Source organism: Bradyrhizobium betae (assembly GCF_004123905.1).
GTDB lineage: Bacteria > Pseudomonadota > Alphaproteobacteria > Rhizobiales > Xanthobacteraceae > Bradyrhizobium > Bradyrhizobium betae_A.
The window spans coordinates 407,805-431,922 of sequence record NZ_MZXW01000004.1; the positions used below are offsets into that span (position 1 = coordinate 407,805).

At 56.4% G+C, this 24,118-nt stretch carries 22 protein-coding genes and 2 pseudogenes; 17 read left to right on the top strand and 7 right to left on the bottom strand.

Annotation, left to right across the window (positions count from 1 at the left end; translation table 11 throughout):
* The first annotated feature begins 267 nt into the window (after positions 1-267).
* The 5 genes from B5V03_RS02055 to B5V03_RS02075 all read left to right on the top strand — a co-directional run bounded on the left by B5V03_RS02055 (position 268) and on the right by B5V03_RS02075 (position 4,584).
* Positions 268-729 carry a hypothetical protein gene (locus tag B5V03_RS02055; RefSeq protein ID WP_129267591.1) on the top strand — a complete coding sequence of 154 codons (462 nt, stop codon included), beginning with the start codon at positions 268-270 and terminating at the stop codon, positions 727-729.
* Between the two features lie 257 nt (positions 730-986).
* Positions 987-1,958: an SDR family NAD(P)-dependent oxidoreductase gene (locus tag B5V03_RS02060; RefSeq protein WP_129267592.1), complete on the top strand. Its 972-nt coding sequence runs from the start codon at positions 987-989 to the stop codon at positions 1,956-1,958.
* A gap of 80 nt (positions 1,959-2,038) precedes the next feature.
* Positions 2,039-2,746, top strand: a complete 708-nt coding sequence (locus B5V03_RS02065; protein ID WP_129267593.1) for an aspartate/glutamate racemase family protein — start codon at positions 2,039-2,041, stop codon at positions 2,744-2,746.
* Positions 2,747-2,768: 22 nt separating this feature from the next.
* Entirely contained in the window at positions 2,769-3,668 is a 900-nt protein-coding gene (locus tag B5V03_RS02070; protein WP_129267594.1) for an SDR family oxidoreductase, read from the top strand.
* 67 nt (positions 3,669-3,735) lie between these two features.
* Positions 3,736-4,584 carry an alpha/beta fold hydrolase gene (locus B5V03_RS02075; RefSeq protein WP_206736109.1) on the top strand — a complete coding sequence of 283 codons (849 nt, stop codon included), beginning with the start codon at positions 3,736-3,738 and terminating at the stop codon, positions 4,582-4,584.
* A 138-nt stretch (positions 4,585-4,722) separates the two neighbouring features.
* Here the strand turns inward: B5V03_RS02075 and B5V03_RS02080 are convergent, their stop codons facing one another.
* From B5V03_RS02080 to B5V03_RS02110, 7 genes are all read right to left on the bottom strand, one after another.
* Positions 4,723-5,241, bottom strand: a complete 519-nt coding sequence (locus B5V03_RS02080) for a MarR family winged helix-turn-helix transcriptional regulator (RefSeq protein ID WP_129267595.1) — start codon at positions 5,239-5,241, stop codon at positions 4,723-4,725.
* Positions 5,242-5,438: 197 nt separating this feature from the next.
* A complete protein-coding gene (locus B5V03_RS02085; protein WP_129267596.1) occupies positions 5,439-7,142 on the bottom strand; it encodes a GMC family oxidoreductase in 1,704 nt (567 codons plus the stop codon).
* Positions 7,143-7,188: 46 nt separating this feature from the next.
* On the bottom strand, positions 7,189-8,034 hold the full coding sequence (locus B5V03_RS02090; protein ID WP_129267597.1) for a sugar phosphate isomerase/epimerase family protein: 846 nt from the start codon (positions 8,032-8,034) through the stop codon (positions 7,189-7,191).
* Between the two features lie 154 nt (positions 8,035-8,188).
* On the bottom strand, positions 8,189-9,205 hold the full coding sequence (locus B5V03_RS02095; protein WP_129267598.1) for a zinc-dependent alcohol dehydrogenase: 1,017 nt from the start codon (positions 9,203-9,205) through the stop codon (positions 8,189-8,191).
* 51 nt (positions 9,206-9,256) lie between these two features.
* Positions 9,257-9,658 (bottom strand): limonene-1,2-epoxide hydrolase family protein, encoded by a 402-nt coding sequence (locus B5V03_RS02100; RefSeq protein WP_129267599.1) that lies wholly within the window; start codon positions 9,656-9,658, stop codon positions 9,257-9,259.
* Between the two features lie 34 nt (positions 9,659-9,692).
* Entirely contained in the window at positions 9,693-10,973 is a 1,281-nt protein-coding gene (locus B5V03_RS02105; protein WP_129267600.1) for a cytochrome P450, read from the bottom strand.
* Positions 10,974-11,316: 343 nt separating this feature from the next.
* Positions 11,317-12,252 carry a LysR family transcriptional regulator gene (locus B5V03_RS02110; RefSeq protein WP_129267601.1) on the bottom strand — a complete coding sequence of 312 codons (936 nt, stop codon included), beginning with the start codon at positions 12,250-12,252 and terminating at the stop codon, positions 11,317-11,319.
* A gap of 184 nt (positions 12,253-12,436) precedes the next feature.
* Between B5V03_RS02110 and B5V03_RS02115 the strand changes: the two genes are divergently transcribed.
* The 12 genes and pseudogenes from B5V03_RS02115 to mmsB all read left to right on the top strand — a co-directional run bounded on the left by B5V03_RS02115 (position 12,437) and on the right by mmsB (position 24,096).
* Positions 12,437-13,657, top strand: coding sequence for an FAD-dependent monooxygenase (locus B5V03_RS02115; RefSeq protein ID WP_129267602.1), 1,221 nt, complete (start codon positions 12,437-12,439; stop codon positions 13,655-13,657).
* Complete coding sequence (locus B5V03_RS02120) at positions 13,650-14,600, top strand: PDR/VanB family oxidoreductase (RefSeq protein WP_129267603.1); 951 nt, start codon at positions 13,650-13,652, stop codon at positions 14,598-14,600. Before B5V03_RS02115 ends, B5V03_RS02120 begins: the two co-directional genes overlap by 8 nt.
* Positions 14,601-14,807: 207 nt before the next feature.
* Positions 14,808-16,577: a thiamine pyrophosphate-binding protein gene (locus B5V03_RS02125; protein WP_164987723.1), complete on the top strand. Its 1,770-nt coding sequence runs from the start codon at positions 14,808-14,810 to the stop codon at positions 16,575-16,577.
* Positions 16,578-16,659: 82 nt separating this feature from the next.
* Positions 16,660-17,562, top strand: a complete 903-nt coding sequence (locus B5V03_RS02130) for a branched-chain amino acid ABC transporter permease (RefSeq protein ID WP_206736110.1) — start codon at positions 16,660-16,662, stop codon at positions 17,560-17,562.
* Between the two features lie 20 nt (positions 17,563-17,582).
* Positions 17,583-18,566, top strand: coding sequence for a branched-chain amino acid ABC transporter permease (locus B5V03_RS02135; protein ID WP_129267606.1), 984 nt, complete (start codon positions 17,583-17,585; stop codon positions 18,564-18,566).
* Positions 18,563-19,315 carry an ABC transporter ATP-binding protein gene (locus B5V03_RS02140; RefSeq protein WP_129267607.1) on the top strand — a complete coding sequence of 251 codons (753 nt, stop codon included), beginning with the start codon at positions 18,563-18,565 and terminating at the stop codon, positions 19,313-19,315. Before B5V03_RS02135 ends, B5V03_RS02140 begins: the two co-directional genes overlap by 4 nt.
* Positions 19,308-20,072: an ABC transporter ATP-binding protein gene (locus B5V03_RS02145; RefSeq protein WP_129267608.1), complete on the top strand. Its 765-nt coding sequence runs from the start codon at positions 19,308-19,310 to the stop codon at positions 20,070-20,072. Before B5V03_RS02140 ends, B5V03_RS02145 begins: the two co-directional genes overlap by 8 nt.
* A gap of 54 nt (positions 20,073-20,126) precedes the next feature.
* Complete coding sequence (locus tag B5V03_RS02150) at positions 20,127-21,296, top strand: ABC transporter substrate-binding protein (protein ID WP_164987724.1); 1,170 nt, start codon at positions 20,127-20,129, stop codon at positions 21,294-21,296.
* Positions 21,297-21,421: 125 nt separating this feature from the next.
* A complete protein-coding gene (locus B5V03_RS02155; protein WP_164987725.1) occupies positions 21,422-21,856 on the top strand; it encodes an enoyl-CoA hydratase/isomerase family protein in 435 nt (144 codons plus the stop codon).
* Positions 21,853-22,059 (top strand): hypothetical protein, encoded by a 207-nt coding sequence (locus tag B5V03_RS02160; protein ID WP_129267611.1) that lies wholly within the window; start codon positions 21,853-21,855, stop codon positions 22,057-22,059. The genes B5V03_RS02155 and B5V03_RS02160 overlap by 4 nt, the downstream gene beginning before the upstream one ends.
* 226 nt (positions 22,060-22,285) lie before the next feature.
* Positions 22,286-23,160 (top strand): annotated as a pseudogene (locus B5V03_RS02165) (acyl-CoA dehydrogenase family protein); the annotation flags it as partial.
* A 94-nt stretch (positions 23,161-23,254) separates the two neighbouring features.
* A pseudogene (gene mmsB, locus B5V03_RS02170) lies at positions 23,255-24,096 on the top strand (3-hydroxyisobutyrate dehydrogenase).
* Positions 24,097-24,118 lie beyond the last annotated feature (22 nt).

The window sequence follows — 24,118 nt, forward strand, 5'->3', positions numbered from 1 at the left end:
CTAACCCCTTCGCGAGTGCTGAGACAGATTGGCGATCATTCGAGATCGCTCTTGACGCTGGCTTGGCCATTTTCAAACGTTCGCATGCGCCCAGATCGGATAGTAGGTCAACTTCGGGGCGTTAGGATTTATAGATCGTGCCTATCAATATATAAGAAGTCGGCCCGTTCTAAAATATGCTCGGGCTGTTAGAAGGAGCAGACATGCTGGCATCGCGAAATCCGACGTCGGTCAAATAACTTGCAATTCCACCGGGGAACCAAGGGGATGATGATTCAACATGCGTCGATTCCGGCGGACGATCCGAAGTCGGTAGTTCAGGTGCTGGCGCGGATTTTTGGTGGAGAGGTGACGACGTTTCCACCCGGAGGCCCAGATGCCTGGATGGCTTGGTCGAAAGACGGCACCGTCCAGATTGAAGTCACGCGGCGCGGCCGTTGCCTCATATATGACACCGGCAAATTTAACTGGACCACGGACCAGCCCCCGGTGCGCCACTCGGAGGTGCATTTGGGGATCTTCATCGACAAGCCGGAACCGGAAATTCTTGCTATCGCTAAGGAAGCCGGTTGGCCCGCGCAGCATAGCGACCGCGCCGGCGGCCAATTTGGCCTCGCCGAGGTATGGGTCGAGGGCGTGTTTCTGCTGGAGTTCATCGATCCAGAACAAGCGATCCGTTTGAAGCGAGCGGTGACAGTGCAGAATTGGAGACGAGTCTTTCCATCTTGACACGTCGGGCGCTCGCATTGGGCCGCTGACTCCGGGAGAACTGAGAAAGGGGGCCACGCTAAGCGCGCTGGCAGTTCAACCGGTAGCGGACCGTCGGCTCATCCAAACTTGCGTATACCGCTCGTCGATCGGGCGACCGGTCGGCGGCTCGGGGGTCGTGGGCCAGCGGCGGCTGTGCTTATCCGCTCGTTCTTTGCTTCAACCCGTCAATTGACGAGTAGTACTTGGCGAATAACTGGTGAACTGGTGAGGAAGTAATGCAGCCCCTGACATTTAAAGGACAAGTCGCGCTGGTGACAGGCGCTGGCCGCGGTATGGGGCGTTCGCACGCGCTCTACCTTGCTCGTCGCGGCGCCAAGGTTGTAGTTAACGACAACGGGTCCACCGCCGATGGAAGCGGCTGCGAAATCTCACCAGCCGAAGAGGTTGTTCGGGAGATCCAAGCGCTCGGTGGCGAAGCGGTTGCCGACACGAACAGCGTGGCCACAGAAAGCGGAGCCAAAAGCATCGTTCAGTCCGCGATCAACACTTGGGGGCGCATCGACATTGTCATCAATAATGCCGGCGTGGTCGAGTTCGTCCCCTTTGCGGAGATGACATACGAACAGTTTCGCAGGCTTATCCAAGTTCATCTGGATGGCGCCTGGCTCGTTACCCGTGCTGCCTGGCCACATATGACGCACCAGCAATACGGGCGCGTTATTTTTATTACGTCCCAGGCCGCGTTGACCGGTATGCCAAGTCTTACTCACTACGGCGCGGCAAAATGGGCTGTTGTCGGATTGGCGCGGCAACTCTCACTTGAGACCGGTGATCTCGACATCAAGGTCAACGCGCTCGGCGTCATCGCCTATACACGTCTGGCTCAACCGTTCTTTGATCCAAAGGCCAGGGAGCGATCGAAGACGAGTATGGCCAGCAACTCCGAAGGTTGGTGGCAGCGCAACATGCGCGCCGATCAAATTTCGCCGGTCGCCGCTTGGCTTAGTCATAAAGACTGCGACGTCAACGGTGAAATCGTGGAGACGGGCGCCGGACATACTTTCCATCAGTTCTTCACATCAACTGATGGGTATACCAACGTTACCGCAACGGCTGAGGATATTGTTGAAAACAAATCGCTGATTTTCGATCAGACTAGGACCACCCATGTTTTCCGTCATCTCAAGGATATGGGAGCGTGGCGAGTGCAGCGCGCCCTTGCCGCCGGCGCAGAACCCCTGGAGTAATCGATGCCGCATTGGAAAAGGTCGGATGAAGAATGAGGATACTCTTACAAGGTCCGACATCCCGTAAGGAAGATAGTCTCGTGTCTCGCGAGATCGGCAAGCTCATCATCGGCTGCGCCAGCCGATCGAAGCGGCCCGAAACGGAACTTTTCTTTCGCCCATCAACGGGTATCTCGGAGATATCCGAGATCAACAATCTCGGGGCGCGTTTCTCCAATGATAAGGTCATTCTCAACAATATCCTCGAAAACTCGCGATCGATGGATGCAGCAATTGTGTATTGTTACTTCGACTCTGCAGCTTGGCCTGCCCGGCAGATGCTCGACATACCTGTTACGGGGTTGGCTGAAAGCGCGATGACGCTCGCTGCCCTGATGGGGCGCCGCTTTGCCGTGCTGTCGCCCAATCGCCGCTATATCTGCGAGATGGAAGACGCCATTCGCGTGTATGGGCGCCGGGCCAACGCCATCGAGTATCATCCCGTTCGTTCGATCGGCGCGACAGAAATGGATGGCGTACGGTGGTTGATGGAAGGTCGCCTCGACAAACTCGTCGACGCGGTAACGCCCGTCGCACACGCGTGTATTGATGATGGGGCCGACGTACTTATCGTTGGCTGCGGTCTGCTTTCGGTTTTGCTTGCGGTGGGCGCGGGGATCGAAGAGATCGACGGCGTACCCGTTGTCGCGCCTGTAACGGCTGCGGTCAAGGCGGCCGAAATCTTGATCGATTTGCGTCGCTCAGGAATGCCGATCAAAGGCACTCAAGGCTATTGGGGCAACTCCTGATCGAGATAGGCGAGGCGATTCCATGAGGATTCTCGTTATTGGTGGAACCGGAAACGTGGGCTCTTCTCTTGTCGTCGACCTTTTGGGACGAAAGGTGGACGTCCGGGTTGCGACTCGGAGCGAGGCACGAGCGGCTGCGTTGCCCGCGAATGTCGAGGCATTTGTCTGCGATATCGTCGGCAATCCTCAGCGTGCTGCGGAAGCATTTCGTGACATCGATGCCGTCTTTATGCTTAACGCTCCTTCTGCACAAGAGACCGTCGAAGGTATGTTGGCTGTGCAGATGGCTCGCGAAGCGGGAGTTCGGCGTTTCGTCTACCAGTCATCTCATTGCTTGGATCAACTCGACCATATTCCGCATCTCGGAGCGAAAGTAGCTATCCAGCGAGCGGTCGTACGATCGCACATGGAGTATACGTTCATTTGTCCTAACCATTTCTTCCAAAATGACAGGAACTGCCAGAAGCTTCTTCTCGAGCGGGGATTGTATCTACAACCGATCGGATCGGTTGGCTGTTGTCGGATTGACGTGCGCGATATCGCGGAAGCTGCTGGACGAACCCTGACTGAGGATGGGCATCACGGCAAGAGCTACAATCTTGTCGGTCCGGAAAAACTTACAGGGGAGGATTGCGCGGCGATTTGGAGTACGGCGCTTCAAAAGAAGGTGCGATATGTTGGGAGCATCGATACCTGGCAGGACGGAGTAAAGACGTTCCTGCCGAGTTGGCTCGTTTACGATCTGGCCATGATGTATCGTAGCCTCGCCGCTCATGGGATGCTGGCCCGACCGGACGATTTAGATGCGGTGACTGCGCTGCTGAGCAGGGCGCCACGACCATTCAAGGCCTACGTCGAAGAAACCGCCGCCGCTTGGCGCAAGCCAGTCTCCTTAGACTCCAATTCGGCTCTTCCGACGTGAACTATCGCTGAACGACCGTGGTGCCCCAACCAAAACTCAAGTGCCCTCATACTGCGGATTCCAACAATTGAGCAATTTCCAGCTGCGTAGCCAATTTATTGTCGTCGATAGCATTCGCACCCATTACATCGAGGCCGGAGAAGGTCCACCCGTCCTTTTGCTGCATAGTGGCGAATACGGCGCAAGCGGTCTGCTAAGCTGGGAGCATACGATTCCAGCGCTCGCTTCCCGCTATCGCGTCCTAGCGCCGGATTGGCTGGGTTTTGGCCAGACCGACAAGCTCTATGACTTCGGTGGCGGAGCGGCGCGTCGTATCAACCATATGGCTCGCTTTATTCAGGCGATGGCGATCGATCGCGCCGCCTTCTTCGGAAGCTCCATGGGCGGCACGTTGCTTTTGACCATCGCCGCCGCTCGGCGCGCGGATTTTCCTGTCTCTGCTCTGGTGATTTCGAGTGGGGGAGGGTTCGTCCCAGACAACGAAGCTCGCCGTTCTACGCTTGATTACGACGGATCGCTCGAAGGGATGCGCCGGCTCGTATCGGTGATCACACACGATCCCAAGTGGGCAGATGACGAGGCCTATATCCGTCGGCGCCATGCTGCGAGTGTCACCCCCGGCGCTTGGGAGGCAATTGCGGCAGCGCGCTTTCGTTCGCCTCTTGTCAGCGCGGCAGGTGACTTCGGCAAGCCCGATGCGACAAGGTATGAAAACATCGTGGTGCCAGTGCTAATGTTCGCCGGCGCAAATGACGCGCTGCGTGAACCTGGTTATGCTGAGAATATTAAAAATCGCATTCGTGATGCCCGGTTGGTGGTTTTCGAAGAATGCGGCCATCTTCCACATATTGAGAAATCTGAGGAGTTTAACGCTGTTTCACTTGAATTTCTCGCGCAAGCCTATCCGTCGACCTAGCTCCCCGCGCCGGGCTATTCTGATGAGTTTGACCAACGATAATAGTTCCTTTTTCGCCGCGCGCCGCTCCGCCGGTCGCGCCGACTGTCGGAAAATAGGGCTGCACCGCCGCTGAAGAACCTCACCCATTTTTGCCATTTATGGAGCGCTGAGGCGGGCGCGCACTCTGCTGGAGACCTGCTTCCTGAGTTGGAGCTTTCCCGCAGCCTGTTTTTTCGCAAGAGACAATTCCTCTAACCTTGGTGCTTTACCCCAATCCGCGCTGAGACCGCGCTTCATCTGGTCGAACACCCTCGCACCAATTCGCGCCCTTATCTCGACTTCGAGCGCTGTCAAAATCGAAATGCATGCAGCCTTTTGGTCATCGTGCTTCTTCGAAAATCTGACGATACGACTTCGTTTGTCTCTAGGATCTGCCTGGAGTTCCACGATACCGCGGTGTCTCAATTCAATCAGCAACTTCCCCACGGCTTGCCGGCTTATTCCGAGGTTGCGTGCGATATCCGTCTGCCGTTGATCGCCCTGAGCAATATTAAGTAGGACCCAGGAGACGGCCCGACTCACACGAGGAAAGCCGTGCGCTTCCATGTTTTCCTGTACCGCATCATCAATCCAATAGGCGGCCTTGAGTAGGTTTTTTAAAATGAAATTGCTCATTATTCCTCACTGGCTCGCCTACAATTCGCTTTGTTGATGAACAAAGTAAAGACCGCTTGTCCCAATTTTGCGAATCGCAGATGCGGTTAAGAATTTAGATATCGGATGGCTGTCTCGCGATTATTCTGGGAAACCGACGCCCCCTCCGTCGATGCCAATAGTCCGCGCTATCTCAACAGATCTCAAGTGCCCTGAGATCATAGGTTTGCATTGCGATCTTCAAGGATCAGGTCCGCTGCCTTTTCCGCTGCCATCATTGTCGGAATGTTTGTTCCGCCTGACATCAATGTCGGGAAGATCGATGCGTCAACCACGCGCAGCCCTTCAACACCCCATACGCGACAACGAGAGTCGACCACGGCGCTCGTCTGGTTTTTCGGGCCCATTTGGCAAGTCCCGCCTGGATGTCCGCCCGGATAGACAATCGACTTAACGAAAGCGGGCAGATTGTCAGCGTCGGCTAGGATTGAGGAGACAGAGCTTCCCACGCGGTTCATCATGCCATTTCGAAACATTGGCAACAGGTCCATTGCAACGGCGCCAACAGCGCTGAGTAACTTTGCTGTTATATTGTCCTGTAACACCCTTGCAGTCAAAAGATCGGGTGGCTTCCCCATGGATATGTTGGCGACAAATGAGTGATTCACAAAAGAACCGACGGGGTTGCTCGACAAAATATCGCAAACCATCTTGAAACCCAACACCATGCGTTCGAGATCGCGTGGATCGCTCAAGCAGGCCGCGTTGATTGTAGGCGGTCCCATCGGTGCGCCCGATGTCAATCCTACCTCGCCGTGCGAGTAGGGCTTGTTCAAAATAACCATCGATTGGCTAAGTTGGCCTCCTAAGGGATCGACCTCCAATGGACCCAGATTGCGCTCCCAGATCGTCAGTAACATATCCGTTGGTTGCGTACCCGCGACGTTCGACGAGTACCGAGCGATCATTGTCGAGGGCGGACGGACCCTTTTGTTGCGTTGTCGCCCGCGCGGCTTGAGGTGAGATGAGACCGTAACGATGGGATGATTGCGCAGGTTGCGCCCGACGCCGGGCAGATCCAACGCGACGGAAACACCCGCTTCTTTTAGCTTGGCACCTGGCCCGATGCCGGAACGCTGGAGAAGGGCCGGTGAGTGGATCGCTCCGGCGCAAACGATCACTTGGCCTGTCGAGATTATCTCACCCGAGACAAGCTCCAGGCCCGTGACCATACCGCCCACCAAAATAACCCTGAGGACCTCGGTGCTTGCTCGAATCGCAAGATTGCTTCGGCGACGGATCGAGGGAGTGAGGTAGGCGATGGCCGAGGAAAGGCGGGAGCTTTCGCCGATGTTGAGCGGAACGGGACCTGAACCGTCACCCGCCTGCGTGTTTATGTCGGCGAGCGGCGGAACATTCCTGTCACTGAGCGCATCCTGGAAGGCTCGCGAAAAGCTGCTCCAATCTTTTTGAGGAACGCGTTGGACCGTGATCGGACCATCCTGCCCATGGTCCGGCGTATCGAAATCGATATCTCTCTCAAGACGTTTAAAATAAGGTAAGACATCGTCCCATCCCCAGCCGACAATACCAAGTTGCCTCCATTCATCGTAATCGCGGGGAACGCCGCGCTGGGCATGCATTCCGTTTATCGATGATCCGCCACCCATGACCCGCGCCTGCATAAAGGGGCCACGACGCGGACCATCGGTGAAGAGCAAGCCAGGCCAATAGTATTGGGGAAGCCGTGTCGTGCGAACGCCTCGATCCCGTATGGCTGCTGGCTCTTTCCCGGGCTCGAAGTCGTTCCCTGCCTCGATCAAGAGTACACGCGTCCCGCTATCAGCGGACAATCGGTTTGCTAATACACATCCTGCTGCGCCACCGCCAACAATTACGATATCGTATCGTTGAGGGTTCATCTGAGCGGCCTCCTACATGTCCCGGCTGTTAAGGTTGGCTACTGCTTTAGCCCTGGGCGGCTTTTTTGGCTGCCAGATCGACAGATGAAAGCATCTCAAGGCCGTTTTGTTCGCCGCTAACACCTGGCTGCGACCATTGATGTTCCAATTCGACGAGGCCATCGTAGCCGCGCCGAATGGCGTGAGCGAGCAAAGAGACGAAGTTGATCTCGCCTGCACCAACTTCCATCCGTCCAGGCATATCAGCGAGCTGCAAAGTGTTGATATGGTCATAAGCGTCAACAAAGGTCGGTAGCAAATCATCGCCCATCTGGAACACATGTCCCGTGTCAAACGTGAGCTTTACACCCGGGTGATCGACCTCCTGAGCAAACTCGACAGCTTCCGAAAAAGTTCGCAAGAGCATGTCTGGAATCACTATCATAGGCTCTATCGACAAGATTACATCCTGGCGACCCGCAAGATCGGCGATTCTACGCAGCCGATCCGCCGCTCTGTCCCACATGACGGGCCGAGACAGTCCGTCGCGCCCACGAACCAGCACTACTAGCGTTCGCGAGCCTAGGCTCTTCGCAACGCGCAAAGCGGAAGAAACATGTTCGACAAGAACAGCATCGGAATCCGGCGCAACCCAGATACCCTCCATGATGGCGTCGCGCGGCGTAGATGCGATACACCCACAGTCAAGGCCGAACTCCACCAAGGCCGCCGCAACGCGGTCGCGTTCCTCCGGGCTGCGCGAAGCGGCCCATGGGTATAGAATTCCCCCCATACCGCGCTCTCGCGCGAACTTGACGTGCGATACGGGGTCGGGCCCCGCCAGTGCTGAGAATAAAGGTTCTCCAGGGTCTTTATAGCCGAGATGGGGTGCGTAGCGAAGCGTCCATGACATCAATGAGTTTCCGGTGCGCTCGTGGAGACCGCAAATTGACCGCCGCTCGAGCTCCCGCGTGGTTCAATCCAGTTTCGGGTGAGAGACGGGCGGTGCACGCTTCTCGTTTGTGCCTCGTGACAATTCCGAACTTGTGAAGATTCGCTGCCGGCTTCTAATATTCGAGCAAGATTGAATATGTCTCATCGGGATTTTTGTCGATGAGATCATACGCTTGTGGCGCTTCAGCGAAAGGAATGCGATGGGATAGGAATCTCTCGACATCAATTTTCGACAAATAGTCGACGCTGGTGAGGAATTTTCGCTCTGCATCCCAGCGCTTGTCCTCGTCTAGGTTGGACACGTGTATACTGATGATTTTTAAGCTCTTTAGATGGAAATCAGGCGATAGCGATAGAGTAACTGGCCTCGTACCATACCAAGCCGGTACGGCAATCGTTCCCAGTGCGGCTGTGTTGTCGATCGCGGTCTGCAGCGCAGCCGGCGCGCCGCTCGTCTCGATGAACAAGTCTGCACCACGGCCGCCACTCAGATCCGCAATTGCCTGTTTTGCCTCCTCCGGCGCGACGACCGAATCCGCGCCGACCCAAGCGGATCTGCGCCGGCGGCTCGCGAGCGGTTCAATCAGGATGAGCCGTCCCGCGGAGAGCCGCGATAGATAGCCCGAAAACGCCCCGATCAATCCGAGGCCGGAGACGGCGACGACCTCGCCCGGCCGAACCGGTCGTTGCAGAAACGTCTGCAGCGCAACCCCGAACATGGTCGTGAATTGCGCATGCTGAAGGCTAACGCCGTCGGGGATCTTCCGTACAAAGCGTCCCCCCGTCTCGATGTTGAACAGATTTTGATGTGGGTGAACCGTGAAAACCTTGTCTCCGATCGAAAACCCGGAAAGACGACCGGCGTCGACGATTTCTCCAACGACCTGATATCCGAACTTGATGGGAAAGGGCAACTTGCCACGCATCGTCTGCATCGACGCCAGGAACTGCTCGGGCAGGTTTCCCTGCCCCCGATACATGTTGAGCTCGGTGCCTGCACTGATAAGGGAGTGAATCGCACGAACGCGCACTTCGCGCTCGCTGATTTCGGAAAGAGTCTCTTCCCTTAGCGATGCCGTTCGTGGGGCCTCAAACCAAACACTTCTGATAGTCTCTTGCGATTTTGTCATGTCGACGATTGCAGACCTTTGAGGTTATTCGTTGCTGGTATAGATCGCGGATTAGTCTTCGCCGCAATATTCCGCCACGCCGCGGCGAAACGTCTCGAGATCGAAGTAATCCTTCCACTCGGTGATCTTGCCGTCGGCGACACGAAATACGCCCATAAGCGGAACGTCAAAAGACTTGCGGTGCCCGTCCATCGCGTGAAACGCGTCAATTCGCTCCGTCAGGACGGTGTCGCCGTTTTCGGCGATAGCAAGCAACTGCCAGTGGGGGCGCGTCCGGGTACCCAGCTTCAACTTCGAATTATTCACAAACGCTTGCACGCCCGCTCGCCCGCGAATGGGCTCCATAGGGATGTTGTGATAGAAAACATCTTCCGACAGCATCCCCATTGCCTTGCCAATATCGTTTTGATTCCAGGCGTTGATAAACTCAGTCACTATGCTTGTCGGGCTCATTGCCTCTCTCCTTTTGGTGGACTGTCAGCACCTGTTAAAAGGATACGAGCAATCGTTTTAAAGACGGCACGACCATGCTGCGTGTGTATTCGAGAGTTTGAAAATCTGAAGCGAGCCGAATGTCAGGTAGCCGGTCCAGTAAGGTCTTTAGTCCAATTCTGACCGTAGGCCGCGCGAGCGGCGCTCCGATGCACAATCGCGTAAGAGCGCCGAAACCAAGATGCTTTTTCACATTCTCGCGACGTATGTCAAAGACGTCAGCATGCTCGAATAGCGTCTCATCGCGCGATGCAGACCCTACATGGAGATATATCTTTGCGCCCGCCGGAATTGTGACTTCACCAAGCCGGACCTCTTTTGTTGCCGTTCTGATCAATCCCCTCACGGGTCCCCGCAAGCGAAGGGCTTCCTCAATCGCGGAAGGAAGAAGGCCGCTGTCGGCTTTTACAGCTGCCAATTGTTCGGGGTGGGTGAGCAGCAAAAGCAGAGTCTGGCCTAGCGTCTGGGAGCTGGTATCGGTACCGGCCCGGATCATGGAAAGACCGGCGGTGACGATTTCCTCGTCTCTAATATCCTCTCCTTGCTTTTGCAGAATGATGAGCTGTGACAGAAAGTCATCCCGGGGTTCTTGTCGCCGCTTCTCCACCAGCTTTTTCGCAAAACGATCGATCTCAACAGCGCTGCGCCAACAATGCTGGGCCCGGTCGTCGGACAGCCGGCCCCCGCCCGTCAGTTCGAAGTGTGCTTCCGCCCAAATTCTTACAGGCGTCATCTCTTCATCTGGTACGCCAAGGAGCTTGCCGATCGTGGCGACGGGAAGCGGCCACGTGAAGTTGGCAATAATGTCCACTGCGTGTTGATCGATGAATTTTTCGACCAAGGCATCTGCCCGGTCTTGGATCGTCCGCTCGATGCCGGCGAGAGCCTTCATGAAGGCGGGCGCCAGGACGCGCTTCAATCGAATGTGATCCGGCGGATCTGTGAAATTGATGTTGCCCGCGGCACAGAGAGGCTGATCGCCGATGAGTACCTTAATAGAATCGGGCATTGGGGTCTGCGGCCGCTGGGCTGCCTGGTTGGAGAAGGTCAGCGTGTCTCTATAAATTTCCATCGCAAATGCGTGGTTTGCGACGCACCACATATCGTATTTTGGCATATAGAATACTGGTGAGTCGGCGCGCGCCTGGCGTAACCACTCATAAGGATTCGCAACTTGATCAGGCTGCAGCGGGTCATAACCGTCGAGATGCGGACAAGCTGCGGCCGGAGATGTTTGACCTCGCTCGGGCTGTGATCCTTCGTGTTCCGAATTCATACGTTCCTCCCGCTGACTTTGCAGCCCGCTTGTTTTGAGATTGTCAACTAAATTGCGTATCTGTCAGGAGCCTAACCCTTCGGTCGAATTGGAAGCAAGCCTTAACGCCGTCCAAGCCACAAACGGCATTCTTCCTGCACCTTGACGACGCTTGGGCTTATCGCGCCGACCGATTTTCAGAAGGGGACGCGCTGCCATCTAGCGTCAGGCCGGTCCCTGCAGCTCGCAGGTGACGCCTCGCTAAGACATCCTGATGCCTGCACGAACGATACAGGTGCATCGCTTATAAGAAAATCACGATACGATATATATCGTTATTCGTTTTACCAATAAGTCGGCCACGTCAATCTACCGGTTCTCCGCTCGCGGCGTCGGCGACAGTCCGTCGGCTGAGTTGAGGGGCGAGCGACCGTAGGCAGTTGATGAATTCCTCCGTTGCAGGAGACAATGCTCGGTCGCGGCGACGGATGATCTCCATCGATCGGGTCACGACCGGAGCGGTCAACGGTCGATGGGCCAGATTCTGGGAAGGGAGGCAGGACAGTGCGTAAGGCGGAACCACGCTTATGCCGAACCCGGCGTCGACCATCGCGATAACGGTTGCGAGTTGTTCCAGCTCATAGGCGACAACCATTTCAACGTTTGCAAGCATATAGCCTTGCTCGGTCTTCTGGCGAATTCCATTTCCCTTAGGCAGGGTTACGATCGGGAACCCGGCAAGATCCTTCCATTGCGGTTTCCTGACGTGCGCGAGCGGGTGTTCCTTTCGACAGAGTACGGACAATTGGTCCGATACGAGGGGAATCCGTGCGATCGCAGGATCGCTTCCCTCAAAACTTCCAATCGCAAGGTTAAGTTCTCCCTCGAGGACCATTTCATAGAGCACCACCATCGAGCGATCGATGAGCGTAACGGCCAAATCGGCCGAGCGCTCCATAAATAACTGCATCGCACGGGGTAGGAGTATCGTCGCAAGCAAAGGCGGTGCGCCGACCCTTAAATGCGCCCGCCGTCCGGCCCCTACATCCCGCGCGCGCCGCACCGCATCTTCGAAATTCCGAACGAGCAACTGTGAATCCTCTAGAAATTCCGCGGCTGCGTCGCTCAGTTCAACCCGGCGTGTCGACCGGTCAAGCAGCCTGAAGCCCACTTCCTGCTCCAGATTGGTCACAAGACCTGAGACGACTGGCTGGGTAATGCTCATGAGGTCGGCTGCGCGCGTAAAACTTCCCGTCCGCACGACGGCCAGGAACGCTTGCATATGTCGGAGCGTGACCATTTAGCACCTCTTCATTTATAACGCTTATCAATTACTCTATTAGAAATTGGTAGATTTTCAAATAGGTGGCGCCTGTTTAAAGAAATGCCCGTGCTGGCACGAACGCGAGCATCGGCTCTCCCGTTGGGATGACGTCGAGAGACAACTCGGGTGGCGTTGCCCCCGGAATGGAGGCGTCCCAACGATGCCAAAGAACCTGCGTCGATCGCTACGGGCTGCTGTCGTGGGCGGCGGTATCGGGGGTCTGGCGGTAGCCAACGCTCTCATGCGCAAAGGGCTGGATGTCGTGGTTTACGAACAGGCTCCGGCACTTGCTGAGGTCGGCGCCGGCGTCATGATCTACCCAAATAGCCTTAGACATCTTGAACGAATGGGGTTTCGCGAGCGGCTCGCATCGGTGGGCGCTCGTATCGGTCCCCTGTCAGCTTTTCATCGTAGCGATGGATCACCGGTAGGGTCGTTCCAAACGACGGACTCTACCGGATGGAACGGCATGTACGGAATGCATCGCGCCGATATTCTCAACACGCTTGCAGCGGATCTCCCGTCTGGCGCCGTACTCACCGGACATCGGTGCGTCGACTTTCGACAGAACAGTGAGGCGGCAACTGTTGTGTTCGATAACGGGCACACTGCCGAAGCGGATTTGGTCGTGGCCGCCGACGGAATCAATTCGGCGCTTAGACGCTTCGTCTCCGAACCCAAGCCGCCCGTTTACTCCGGAATGCGCGCCTATCGCGGTCTGGTTGAAAAAGCGCTTTTCGATGCCTGGCCCGACGATGCGATGCTGGTTTGGATGGGCGACGGAAAGCACTTCATGGTCTATCCCGTGCGCGGCGGTACTATCCTCAACTATGTCGGCTTTGTTCCGACCGGAGGCGAGACCGTGGAATCGTGGTCAGCGCCGGGTGACCGCGGCCAACTCGCTTCGTCCTTCCAAGGATGGGATAAGCGAATCACTACCTTGCTGAGCAAAGTCGAAAGTTGCTTCTGGTGGGGCCTCTACGATCGGGAGCCCCTCGACTCCTGGACAAACGGGCGGCTAACTCTTCTCGGCGATGCCGCACATCCGATGTTGCCGCATCTCGGGCAAGGGGCGAACCAAGCTATTGAGGATGGAATAGCTCTCGCTTGCTTCCTCGAAGGTACTTCCGCAACCGATGTCCCTGCAGCGCTGCAGGCTTATGCAAACCTTCGTGCGCCTCGTACCGCCATGGTTCAGGTTGAGGCACGAAAAAACGGCCAGCGATATGACTCCCGTTACGCCAATTTGGCCCAACGTGACGACGAGATAAAAAGTTCGGCTGCCTTTCGGAAGTCCCTATTCGACTACGATGTCGAAAAGGAAACCATGTGGTCTCGGCAATCTTCCGCAATGGTCGGGACGGTGAGTTCCAATGTATAAGGCTGGACTCCAGGTCAATCTGATAGCGGTCCGTGAGATCGCCCACGATATCCGGCTACTTGAGTTTGGCCCTTCCGATCAAGGCTCTCTACCTCCAGCTGAGCCGGGTGCGCACATCGATCTGTATCTGCCTAATGGTTTGCTCCGGCAGTACTCGCTGCTTGACAGTAGCGATGCGCCGAAAAGCTATTCCGTCGCGGTAAAGCGCGATCCAAAAGGCAGGGGCGGGTCGGATTTTATCTTTAATCATCTCCGGCCAGGTCAAAGGCTGACGATTGGCGCCCCGCGAAACTGCTTTCCGCTTGTCGAGGACGCTGCCCACGTTGTGTTGTCGGCTGGAGGCATCGGAATCACAGCCATCCTTCCGATGTTCAAGCGACTGGTGGCTCTTAAAAAATCGGTAGAGCTCCACTATGCAGGTCGCTCGCGCGACTCCATGCCCTTTCTTACCGTTCTCGAGCCGCATGCCAACGTTTCGATACATTGCGATGATGAACGCGACGGACGCGTGCTGGATATAGGCCGGATCGCGGCGATTTGTCCTGTGGGGAGTCATCTCTACTGCTGCGGCCCCAACCCGATGATTACCGCCTTTCTAGAAGCTACCGCAGACAGGCCGCGCGACAGGATTCATGTGGAGTATTTTACTCCCATGCGCGAGAGCAGCAGCGAGGGAGAATATGTGGTCCAACTGGCGCGGTCAGGGCGCGAATTTCTTATCCCTTCGGGAAAATCAATCCTCCACGTTCTTTTAGAAGCCGGAATCGAAGTGCCTGCATATTGGTGCGAGCAAGGCATTTGCCGCGGCTGCGAAGTATCAGTGATCTCTGGCATCCCGGATCATCGCGATTCGATCATGACGGTAGAGGAACACGCGAGCAATCGCTCGATGACGATTTGCTGCAGTGGGGCCAAAACGGACACGTTGGTTCTCGATCTTTAAAGCGGTGGACATCCGGCAATGCGGCCGCTGGTCGCTTTACGAATGCCGGGATGCAGTAAAAAAGGAAACAAAGTTGACAATCAGATGGCAATTGCCGATAAGCGAATGCCACTTGGTTGCAAACTAGGCTCAAGCTGTCAGCAACCCACTCGCCCGGTGCCACAGAATGGCGATCGGAAGCGAACTCAAAATAGCAGGGAGGCCTTCATGCAGGACGCAGTCTCGAACTCCACCAAAACTACGGTGTCTCGTACCGGCGCACAGGCCATCGCTCAAACGATGCAAGCGAGCGGCATCGAACTTGTTATAGGTTATAGCGGCGGCGGCACCGGCGCGCTCATCCATCAAATCGCGACATCCGGCATGAATAATCTGAATGCGCGTACCGAATTGGCCGGCGCCTGGATTTCATATGGTTACAACCGTGTGAAAGGCCGAGCTGCGTCGGCGTGCCTGTTTCACTGCGTGGGTATGCTGCATGCGGCCCCCGCCGTTTATGCCGCAAAGCTCGACAGTACCCCGCTCGTCGTAATCGATATCAATCTCGACAGTTCGCTTGATTTGCGTGGCGCCCTACAAGATTCGACGGGCAATTATCTCGCAATGCAGCCGCTGGCAAAATACGTGCGCAAGGTCGTCGTTCCTGACGACCTGCCGCTGGCAATTCGCCAAGCCGTTCTTTCCGCCAGCACCGGCAGGCCCGGTCCGTCGGTTTTGGATTTGCCGTATCAAGTCCTGGTGAAGTCGACCGACTGCCCAATCGAGGCTCTTGAGCTGCCCGCGCCTCCCGCCGCGACGAACGCTAGCGTCAATCGCGTGTTGGAAATGGTGAGTTCCGCCGAGAACCCGGTCATATTTGTTGGAGCCGGCGTTCAGCTCTCGGGGGCTGCGCAGGAGGTGCGTGAACTTGCAGAGCTTCTCGGCGTCACCGTAGTTTCCTCGTCATGGGGGGGGCGCAGCGTTATGCCGGATGATCATCCTCTCTTCGGAGGAGTGGTCGGTACCTTCGGCTGGGTTTCTGCAAACGAGATCGTACAGGCGTCCGATTGTTGGCTGACGTTTGGCGTCTCTTTCTCGCAGATGACGACGGGTGCCTGGAATATCGAAAAGCCTAGCCAGGTTATTCAGATCGATATCGATCCCAACGAAATTGGCAAGATATTCCAGCCCAAACTGGGAATCGTTGCCGACGCGAAGACGATCCTGCGCCAGTTGATCGACGCGGTTAAAGCCGGCGGCAACGCCAAGGGAGCAACACCGGCTAGGTTGGCCGCGGTCGCCGAAGCCAAACGAAAGTGGCATGAATTTCACGACAGCCTTGGTGTCGACAGCGGTGCCCCGATAAACCAGTACTACCTCATTCGTAAGATGGCGGAATTGCTACCCAAAGAAACGATGATTGTCGGCGACTCCGGCGGACAAGCATTCATGGTCTACCGGTCATTTCGCTTCAAGGACTCGGCCGCAATGCCGCTGGGGTCCCGATATATGTCGCTTGGCGCGGGACTTCCCGTCGCCATCGGAGCGAAGCTGGCGGCGCCCGAGAAGACGGTCGTTTGTTACCACGGCGACGGCGGCTTCTACTATGATCTTGCCGAACTCTCGACGCTGTCGCAACTCGGCATCAAGGTCATCATCATCATCGACAACAACCACTGCCTTGCCGCCAATCGACAAGGCATGAAGATGATGGGCATCGAGAATCCTTGGGTCGATCTTCCGGACCACGACTTTGTGGGTTTGGCAAAGTCCCTCGGCGTGAGCGGCGAGCGGGTCACTGATCCGGACGACATCGAGGCGGCGCTTAATCGGGCGTTGCAGTCTTCAAGCAGCTACCTCATCGACGTCGTGACCGATCCGGCGACCCGGATCAAGCGGGCGATCAAGACCGTGATTCCGATTCTAAGTGATCGAAAACCGCAGCAGAACGCCGCTGGCCATTTTGCGCCTCCGCTCCAAGGTAGCTGGCCAGCGTAACAGCCGGCTAACGTGCAAGGACAGACGGTGACCCCGACAGCTTTTGGTCGCAACGCAGTGGCAACGATACTGCTTTCACACGGTGCCTGTGATTGTGATCGCTCGCGGAGCGCGTAAGATTATGCCTTTTACTCCAGCATTGCTGTTTGTTGACGGCCTATCTTACGGCATGATCCTTTTTCTGATCTCAAGTGGCCTCACGGTCACTCTTGGGATCATGCGGCTGCTCAACATGGCGCATCTCGGATTCGCGATGCTGGGGGGCTATGCAGCCCTCGCCATTATGCGCACATTCCGTGTCGAACTCTTCGTAGCGCTACCGTTTGCCGTCCTAGCTGTGATCATTCTCGGTATTGCTCTTGAACGATCCATCTTCCAGTGGGTGTACCGGACGAACCCTTTGGGGCAAATTCTCATGACGATTGGGCTCATGTTCGTCATGGTTGCTTCCGCAAATCTCATGTTTGGTTCGGTTTATTACACTCTGCCAATACCCGAGTCGCTCAAGGGTGTCTGGCACATTGGTGGATATAGCATCTCCGTGTATCGCGTGTTTGTCGGCCTCGTCAGCGCGGTCGTGGCCCTCTTAATGTGGTGTGCGCTCGAATTCACGAATTTTGGCGCGAAGTTACGGGCGGCCGTGGAAAACCCGCAAATGGCCCGCTGCGTCGGCATCAATGTGAAACTGCTCTTTTCCCAGGCCTTCGCAGCAGGTTGTGGCCTCGCTGCCTTCGGTGGAATTTTGGGAACCCAAATGCTGCCGCTGCAGCCGTTCTACCCAACGCAATACATTGTTCTTGCGCTCATTGTTGTCGCAGTCGGCGGTTTCGGGAGCCTCGCCGGATCATTGGTCGCCGCCGTAACCTATGGTGTGTTTGATACATTCTGTCGATATTACTTTCCCGAATATGGATCGTTCGCGATCTACATTCTTCTTGCCGCAGTTCTAATCATAAGACCGAACGGTCTGTTCGGAGGAAGCTGAGATAAGCGGGAGGATTCAGATTGAATATCATTACCCGGACCGGCTTCCAACGACAGCAGATCGGCTTGAGTGAGACGCTGGTGATTTTTATGGGCGTGGTCCTGTTCTTTCTTCCGGGCGACTATCGTCACCTCGGGATCCAGATCGTCGCCATGATTATCTTCGCCTTGTCTCTCGACTTAGCAATGGGCTACGGGGGTATCGAGAGCCTCGGTCACGCCGTTTTCTTCGGCATTGGAGGTTATGCCGCGGCCCTCTTTGCCCTGCGTGTTTCCTCGGATCCACTTCTCGGTCTAGCCTCGGCCGCGGGATCTGCTGCCCTGGCTGCGGCGATATTTGGGCCGCTCGTTCTGCGAGCAAAGGGAGTCACCCAGGTTATCCTGACGATCGCGGTTGCCGCCGTCGTGCTTCAATTTGCTACGACGGCCCGGTGGTTAACAGGCGGCGACGATGGCCTTGCCGGATATTCGGTGGGCCCGATCTTTGGACTTTTCCCCTTCGATTTTACGGGCCGCGTCGGGTTCATCTATGCGGGGACAATTGCGATACTCACGTTTCTTCTGTGCAGACAGATCGTCAATTCAAGTTTTGGACTGACAATTCGCGGCATCCGCGAAAACGATCTGCGTATGCGCCTGCTTGGGGTTGCGGTCTTCCTGCGCCGCCTCACACTTTTTGTCATATCCGGCGCAATCGCCGGAGTGGCTGGCGGGATCCTGGCGCAGACCGTCGGCGTTGCCGCAACTGACTCCCTCTCGTTCAGTGTTTCCGGCAACGTCTTGGTGATGCTGGTGATCGGAGGCATGGGTCGTTTGACGGGTGCCATTGTGGGGGCGCTGGTTTTTATGGTCTTGTCCGATCGGGCGGCGGCTATCGATCCTTTCAACTGGCTGTTCGTGCTAGGCGTATTCCTGATCTTGATAGTGCGTTTTATGCCCGACGGGGTTGCGTTGATGTTGGATCGCATCGAGCTTCGTGTGTGGGGGAGAAAGCAACCCCGATGACTGCTGCGCTGCGAACCAAACAGCTGAGAAAGAGCTTTGGAGCCTTACAGGTCGCCAAGGACATCAACTTTTCGCTAGACCAGGGTGCGCGACACGCGCTGATCGGACCTAACGGAGCTGGCAAATCGACGTTCGTGAATCTCCTCTCGGGAACGCTCAAGCCGACGGGGGGCAAGGTATATATCGGAGATGTTGACGTCACCAATGCGTCGCCCGCCTCACGCGTCAATCGAGGACTCGCACGTACGTTCCAAATCAATTCGCTGTTCAATCAGATGACAGTTACCGAAAATGTCGCGCTGGCCGTATCCGCGCGATTAAAGTCTGACGGCGGGTTGTGGCGCAATCCCGTTCGACAGCCCGAGCTGCAACGCGAGGTCGATCGGTTGTTGGACATGGTTGATTTGACCTCGGTCGCGACCAAACGAATCTCGGAAATTTCCTACGGCCAACGGCGACTTGTCGAAATCGCCTTGGCGTTGGCCTTGAAGCCGTCAGTTCTTTTGCTCGACGAACCCGCAGCTGGTCTGCCGAAAAGCAGCTCGGAACGGCTCCTAGAACTTCTCGTACGGCTACCCCGAGAAACCGCTATCCTAATCATCGACCACGACATGGATATCGTGTTTGGCTTTGCCGATACTGTCACGGTCATGTTCCAGGGTGGAATTCTGGTTGAAGGAAAGTCGGGCGAGATAAAGAGTAATGCGTTGGTCCGCGAGGTCTATCTGGGGAATGCTCGTCATGCATGAGCTCCTTACCCTCGATCGCGTTACGGCCGGATACGGAGCTGGTGCCGTCGTCCTTGAGGATGTCTCGATCGGCTTCTCGTCGACCACTTCTTGTGCGCTGCTTGGTCGAAACGGGGTCGGCAAGACGACTCTTTTGGCCACGGTCATGGGTCTCACTGAACTCGGACACGGACGCATTGTCTTTGAAGGACGGGACATCTCTAAGCTCGACGTCCACCTGCGCTCTTTGTCAGGCATTGCGCTCGTACCACAGGAACGGGAGATTTTCGCGTCTCTCTCAGTGCAGGATAATCTAGCCGTTGCCGTACAGCCAAAAGGCAAATGGACAGTGGACGCCGCATATGAGCTGTTCCCCCGTCTCGCCGAACGTCGGCGCAATTACGGCAATCAACTCTCCGGCGGCGAGCAACAGATGCTCGCAATAGCGCGGGCTCTCGTTAGCAATCCCAAGATTCTTTTGCTGGATGAGCCGTTCGAAGGACTGGCTCCTGTCATCATCGAACAGTTGGCAGACGCGCTCAATCGTGTCCGCCGCGCAGGTGATCTGACAATCGTCTTGGTTGAGCACCACGTCGAGTTGGCGTTCAGCCTGACCGACAGTTCGATCGTTTTGGATCGCGGACGAGTGGCGTGGGCAGGTACAAATGACGAACTGCGCTCGAACCCATCAAAATTGGCGAGCTTACTTGGTTTCGAAGCCGAGACCGCATCGAAGCGCGTCAGCGTTATTACCAACCAAGGCGGACGAGCTCGGTAGGGTTCGCCACAATTTCAATTCAACGGGGAGTATTACGAAATGTTCAGGATAGGAATGAAGCTGTTGCTGGCGCTTGGCTTGGGCTCAGTGTCTGTAACCGCGGCGATGGCCGACAGCATCAAGATCGGCATTATCGGCCCGTTCAGCGGGCCTTTCTCCGACGCCGGCGGACAATATAAGAGGGGCATCGAACTATATCTGCAGAAAGCTGGCGGTAAACTCGGCGGTCAAGACGTGGAAATCGTGTATCGCGATGATGGTGGCGGGGGGGCGCCCCGCGCTCAGCAACTCGCGGTCGAGCTGATGTCAAATCAGAAGGTGCAATACCTCGGCGGGGGTTATCTTACACCAAACACTGTCGCCGTTGCGTCCGCGATTACTCAGGCGAAGATCCCCTACGTGATCTTTAACTCGAATGCGTCTGACACCCTGCGAAAATCACCCTACTTCCTCAGGGTCGCCACCACTATTCAGGGGTTGGCAACTCAGAACGCAAGATTTGCAATCGATCAGGGCAAACGTAAAGGCGTCGTCTTTGCGGTCGACTTCGCCCCGGGTCACGATGCCATTGCGGCCTACACCAAGTCTTTCACAGAGGGAGGCGGCAAAATCGTTGACGTCATCAAGGTTCCCCTCGATGCAACAGACCTTTCGAGCTACATGCAACGAGTGCAAGATTCGAGTGCTGATGCGCTATTTACGTTTGTCCCGAACGGACCGATTTCGATAAACCTCGTGCGAGGTTTCACCGAACGACAGCTCAGACAGAAGGGTATGGAGTACTACGGCCTGGGTGAGACCGAGGAGGCATACCTCGACTCGATCGGCGAGGCGGCGATAGGCATGTATTCGACCTTGCACTACGGTCCTTTTAGCCCGGACTCGGATACGAACAGGGAATTTGTAAAGGCCTTCAAAGCTAAGTACGGCGAGAAGCTCCTCCCCGGGCAATTTGTAGCCGCTGCTTACGATGGCATGTACCTGATCGAGCAGATGATCGAAGCGACGAGAGGGAAATCCGACCCGGAAAAAGCAATGGCGGCAGCCAAAGGTCAAAAATGGGAGAGCCCACGCGGACCTGTCATGATCGATCCTGTGGAGCGCGATCTTATTGAAGACGCCCACGTCCGCCAAGTGCGAAAGGTAGACGGCGAACTTCGCAATATTGAAGTGGGAGTGTACAAGGCGATCAAGGATCCTTGGCAGCTCGCTAACCCTCAGTGATTTGCAATGCTTGTCGTAATCGTGCGCTTCGACCTCGTGTCTGAAGCGCGCGCTCGAAGCAAAGGTTCCGGCAATGTCGCCTCATGGGCTTGTGAAGATCGATGGTCCGGTTCGGAACGATAACCATGTCCCGGCCGCACGTTTTCAACGCCATTAGCGCGGACGTATTAAATCGGCTTCTCGACGTACTGAGAGCTTTGCGCGATGACAACACCGTGCGTGTTGTCGTGTTTCGTGGATCCGGTGAACGAGCCTTCGCTTCGGGTGATGACATAAACGAATTTGTGCGTACCTCGCCCTTCGACGTCTTGGCGATTGCAGCGCGGCTGCGCGCCGTGACCGACATCACGACGTCTATCCCGAATCCGATCACAGCTTCAATCGCAGGATACTGTCTCGGGGGAGGGTTTGAGCTTGCCCTGGTTTGTGACATCCGAATCGCGGCCGACACTGCGCACTTCGGTTTGCCAGAGATCAAACTGGGAATGCAGCTTGCAGGCGCTGGGACGGTCCGCCTCACCAAGCTCGCGGGCAGTTCCTCGCACGTATGCTATCGATGATTGGCGATCGGATTGGAGCCGATCGAGCACTCGACTATGGTTTGTTGGAATCCGTGCATCCGGTATCCGATCGTCCAGAGGCGACCGCGGTATTGGCAATGAAGCTCACGCACCGGCCGCTATTCACCTTTGCTCAGCTTAAAGCATCCCTCAACACCGCGATTGATGCGGATGTCGCCAGCGCGCTTGACGCGGAAAGCTAAAGCGTTCGCGCTTTACTACGCGACCGCAGACAAGGAAGAGGGCGTCCGGGCCTTCCTGGAAAAAAGGCCAGCTCTCTTCTCGGGCCGTTAGGATCATGGCGGCCTCCACTCAGCGGATGTGCACAGGTGCTCGCCGCACAAAGGGGCATATCCGTTCAATCCGTTCATATTTCAGACGAGAAACGGTGTTTTCTCTTAACGAAAACTTCCAATTGCGGTTCGTGATATGGCGCGTGGCACTTTGCGGCGAAGAAGATCGCGCGGCATGCACTAGGCTGGGACGAGGAGAAACACTTTCCGGTCGACGTGATGCGGCAGGCCGCCGAACTTGGCATGGGCGGTATCTCCATCAAGGACGTTGCTGGCGGCTCCGCGATGACACGGTTCGACGCCGCGCTGATCTTCGAGGCCTTGGCGACGGGGTGTCCGACGGTGTCAGCCTTCCTCTCGATCCACAATATGGCATCCTGGATGATCGATGCTTACGGCAATGAGAACCAGCGCCATAAGTGGCTGCAAAAACTCTGCACCATTGAGCTGATTGCGAGCTATCGTCTGTCCGAGCCGGGTGCCGGCTCGGACGCAGCGGCGCTTCGCAACCGCGCGGTACGTGAAGGCGATCATTACGCGCTCAATGGCCAGAAGCAATTCATTTCGGGTGCCGGCGGCACGGATCTGCTGGTGGCGATGGTGCGGACCGGCGGTGACGGCCCTGGCGGCGTCTCGACGCACGTCATCGATAGCAAGACGCCAGGTGTGTCTTTTGGCGCCAATGAGCGGAAGATGGGCTGGAATGCTCAGCCGACCCGCGCGGTGATCTTCGCGAATGCGCGAGTGCCGGTCGAGAGCCGGCGTGGCGACGAGGGTATCGGCTTCAAGATCGCGATGGCCGGCCTAGACGGCGGCCGTCTCAACATCACAGCCTGCTCGCTCGGCGGTGCGCAGTCCGCGCTGGACAGGTCGCTGGCCTACATGAATGAGCGCAAGGCATTTGGAAAGCGCTTCGACGAATTCTAGGCGCTTCAGTTCAAGATCGCGGACATGGCGATTGAACTCGAAGCCGCGCGCCCCTCGCTTTGGTGTGCAGCCTCGATCGAAGACGTGACGGAGGAAATGATCGCCATTTTGCCGAGATCGATGCAGACGATCTAAAATGGAAGAGAACAAACCAAAAACGGTTCGCGAAGGGATTTCCATGGCAACGGTCGCATTTAGCGGTCTCGGCAATATGGGCGGTGGCAGCGAATCTCGTCAAAGCAGGTCACAGAGTCGTTGCGCGATCTAGCTGAGACGTCCCGCAGTCAAGCCAAGGCCGATGGCGTCCATATCGCCCAGAGCTCGGCGGAGGCGGTGGTGGGCGCCAATGTCGTGGTCACTATGCTGCCAACCGGCAAGGCGGTGCTCGGTGTCTGGCACGAAATCGTTCCCGCCATGGACAGGGATACGTTGATTATCGACAGTTCTACCATCGACGTCGAGCGCACGCGCAGAGCGCATGCACTGGCTTCCAAGCACGCAGTGCTGTCCGTGGATGCGCCGGTCTCCGGTGGTACGGGCGGAGCGAAGACTGCGACATTGACCTTCATGTGCGGTGGAGCTGGGAGAGCATTCGAAACGGCTAAGCTTATCCTCGAAAAGATTGGAAAGAAGATCGTTCATTGTGGCGGCGCCGGCGCGGGGCAGGCGGCGAAGATCTGCAACAACATGATCCTCGGGATTTCCATGATTGCGGAAAGTGAAGCCTTTGCGCTTGCCGAAAAGCTTGGGCTTTCCCATCAGGCGCCGTTCGATGTTGCCTCAACCTCGTCGGGGCAGTGCTGGTCATTGACTGCCTATTGCCCGGTGCCGGGCCCGGTGCCGACATCGCGGGCAAACAACGATTACAAGCCAGGCTTTGCTGTCTCGCTCTTGCTGAAGGATTTGCTTTTGGCAAACGAAGCTGCGTTCTCCGTGCACGCGAGCATACCGTTGTGAGTTCATGCGGCATCCATCTACAAGTGCGATGACGACGCGGGTAACGGCGGAAAGGACTTCTAAGTGTCGTGAATTTCCTTCGTCG